This is a genomic window from Lacticaseibacillus sp. 22 (genome assembly GCF_055413445.1).
In genome coordinates this window covers 1-3333 of record NZ_JBVAYD010000055.1, presented here as the reverse complement: position 1 = coordinate 3333, position 3333 = coordinate 1, and the positions used below count along the sequence as shown (strand labels likewise).

The window sequence follows — 3333 nt, the reverse complement described above, 5'->3', positions numbered from 1 at the left end:
CTTGTTGATCAAACTTTCGAATAAGCCAACCTTTAAATCAAGCCATTAAAAAACCTCGCAAACACGTCAAGCGCATTTGCGAGGCAGGTTCGTTAGTCATTTTCAGTATTAATTCTGAGCTCATAGCGTAAGTTGGTCCGATAGAAATGGCCGAGGAGTGCCCCGATAGAAGCGCCTAAAATAATGAGGCATAGCGGGAAGAGCCAGCTGGCCAGAAAGCCGCCGATGAAAATGACGGCCATTGCCGCAATCAGGCCAATGGCGATGCTGACACACCCAACCGCACCACCGCTAAAGTTAGCGTTGGCAGAATAGACACTGGCAAATGGAAATTGGCCGCCAACCAGTGGCCAGCCCATCATGAGCGTGAAGCCATAAGTCAACACGATCACACTAATGCCGGCCAACAAGGATAACCAACCACCCATGATGGTTGTGACCAAGGTGATTAGCAACAGTGGCGGCAGGAAGAGTCGGGCGAACATGGCTTTAACCACGCCGCGTAGTAATAAGCCGTGGGTTGTGAACGGAACGTATTGGAAAACCGCCATCGCTTTTGGCTGACTTGAGAAGCGTAAGTTAACCAGCGCAGGAGCTAATGCCACGATCACGCCCATACCGGCATAAGCAATATAGTGCTGGGCAGTTGCAAACGGCATATCGCGAATCTCGGTACTGATAAAAATCAGCGGCAGAATAATGCCATACGCCAGCTGCGGGTAAACGCGTAACTTGTAATCACGTTCGCTACCAAGCACCCGCCAGCCTAGTGTGAAATAAGTTCGCTCATCCCCGGGCCGGGTCATTAAAGTACTAATGCCGCGGAACCACCAACCAAGTTTCCGGGTACGTGAATCGCCTTGATTCAATTTTTCCAGATAGGACTCGAACGCGCCAGAATAATGTAAGAAGACGAGTGTGAGAACGCCGGGAACGACGATACTTAAAATGGTTAATACGATACTTAATAAATTCACTTGGTCAGCAAAAAGCATCGGCAGTCCGGCAAACCATGCTGGCACTGCTAGCAAGTATACCCAGCTGAATTCAGGAACAAGTGACAGGTTGACTGACGACATTCCGCGCGGTAGTAAATTAGGTAATTGGCCTCCGACGTAAATCCCGATCATCAAGAGAATCTGGACTAAGTTGAGCATGTTGCGTAATCGCTCGCCATCGAAATAGCGTAACACCAGTAAGTAAACAAATAAGGCGATCACTAAACTGAGGATACCGCTTAGTATTAGCGCCAACAGCCCACCCACGGCTACTAGTGGTCCAAAGTGAAGACCAGTGACGACAATTCCGGGAATCCCCATTGCTAATAAGGTGATGCCCAGATAGAAGCAAACATTAAGGATGCGCGCAAAACTCAAAGTGCGATCATTGACCCCGCGTGAGGCAAAAACGGTTCGATCACGCGGATCAAGAATTAAACTCGAATAAGTGGTTAGGATGTTCAGAAAACTTGTTAGCAGTTGAACGGAGAAAAAGATTGTGAACAATGTCAAAGCCGAGGCCGGTAGAAACATCATCAGGCCAATAATGACCCCGAAAAGCAGATTCCAGAGAAAACCGGTTCTCAGGCTGGCATCCTTACCGCGCTTACGCTGACTGAAAAGACTGCCCATGCCACTTGGTTCGCGAGCGGCCAGTAAATTTTTGGTGGCCAAAATGAGCCGCAACTGATCAAATTGGACACCGCGTTTTTCCAGCGCCGGGGCAAAGCGATTTAGCCAGGCAAACACTTTGGGTAATGGCATGGCGGCTGTGTTGACCGGTTCGGCTTGCGTTTTATTCAGCCGTTTCATTAGAATCACCGCCTGTCACAATATCCACAAAGGTCTGGGCTTTTTGACCATGCTCGGCAAAACCGGTCAGATCGTTAAACAGCTGTTGCAGGTTGGTATCCGCTTCTTTAGCAAGGGTCTTAAACGGTCCATCTGCAACCACCACCCCGTCATTAAGCAAGATGATGCGATCGGACAATTTTTGGACAACATCGAGAATATGGCTGGAATAAAAAATTGTCTTGCCGCGGTCGCGCAGGTTTTGTAAAACTTCTTCGATGACGAGCACCGTATTGGCATCCAGACCATTAAGCGGTTCATCCCAAAAAAGAATATCCGGATCATGCAATAGACTGGCAATGATCAGCACCAATTGACGCATCCCTTTAGAATAAGAGGAAATTCGCCGATCGAATGCATCTTTCAAGTTAACCAGTTCTGCTAAGGCAAATGCTTTTTGCTCGGCATCGGCAGCATTGAGACCATACAGTTGCCCGATCAGGCTAAGATATTCACGGGCAGTGAGCGCATCGAAAACATCGGCACTTTCCGGGACATAGCCAATGCGGCGTTTGTAGGCCGTCGCATTAGGCTTGAGTGGTTGACCGAACAATTCAATCGTACCGGCATCAGGCTGCAGCAAGCCTAGCATCATTTTAACGGTGGTACTTTTGCCGGCGCCATTAGGACCAATGTAACCGACAATGTTGCCGGGGGTAATCGAGAAGCTGAGATCCTTGAGAACCTGTTTAGCGCCAAAACTTTTTACGATATGATTCAATGAAACAATGGGTTCTGCCATCATAATGGCCTCCTTTAGTCGGGCGTTGTTATGTATGTATGTCATCGGCGTTAGTCAATGATGTGATCGAAAATGGTACGGCAATGCTTGCGCTGATTATGACAGAAAAAATTATGCTTGTATAGGCAAACGACTTATTTATAACGTATTTTTCGGGTATAAAAAGAACACCGCTCAGATTCAGCAGTGTTAGATAAACGCTTAGACTTCTGGACTAGTCCACAATAAAGGCTGATTAAAGAACATAAACGAGCTTAACTATTAAACCGTTTGAATAGTGGACGAAGCATAAAGTACAGGATAGGAACGATAATCGCTGTGGCAATGGAATTGATGACCGTTGCGGGAAGACTTAAAAAGGCGCCAACAACCGCGGTTTTTAAGATGGTTCCGACCATGAGTGCTTCGACGATACCGGTTAAGTAAGAAGTGACGATTTTGGTTAGCCCGGCAACAATGGCAATGGTGATAATATACTGCGGCTTGTCCTGATGCTTGAAAGCCTTAACCAACGCACTGACAACAATGGCCATGACGATTGCTTCCAAGGCAGTTAGCCATGAGGTGGCAGCATAACCATTAAGCAAATCAAAACCACCAAGGCCAACCACAGCCGCAAATCCGCCAAGCCGCCCACCAAGAAATAAAATTGCGAGCACCATGAGCGGATTGCCAAAGTGAATAAACGGCCGCCCGACCATCGCAGGGATGGGAATACGCAAAAGGGAGATGCCGATGTAA

General features: G+C 47.7%; 3 protein-coding genes. All 3 read right to left on the bottom strand.

Annotated elements, in window-relative coordinates:
• Positions 1-92: 92 nt before the first annotated feature.
• Positions 93-1811, bottom strand: coding sequence for a hypothetical protein (locus ACWP87_RS13635; protein WP_014569186.1), 1719 nt, complete (start codon positions 1809-1811; stop codon positions 93-95).
• Positions 1795-2592 carry an ABC transporter ATP-binding protein gene (locus ACWP87_RS13630; RefSeq protein WP_015764861.1) on the bottom strand — a complete coding sequence of 266 codons (798 nt, stop codon included), beginning with the start codon at positions 2590-2592 and terminating at the stop codon, positions 1795-1797. The genes ACWP87_RS13635 and ACWP87_RS13630 overlap by 17 nt, the downstream gene beginning before the upstream one ends.
• 254 nt (positions 2593-2846) lie before the next feature.
• Positions 2847-3333, bottom strand: a 487-nt coding sequence (locus tag ACWP87_RS13625) for an ECF transporter S component (RefSeq protein ID WP_031541887.1), incomplete at its 5' end; no start/stop codon positions are given.

Coding starts and splice junctions, on each gene's coding strand:
- ACWP87_RS13635 (WP_014569186.1), bottom strand. CDS start 1,811: ATGAAACGGCTGAATAAAACGCAAGCCGAACCGGTCAACACAGCCGCC.
- ACWP87_RS13630 (WP_015764861.1), bottom strand. CDS start 2,592: ATGGCAGAACCCATTGTTTCATTGAATCATATCGTAAAAAGTTTTGGC.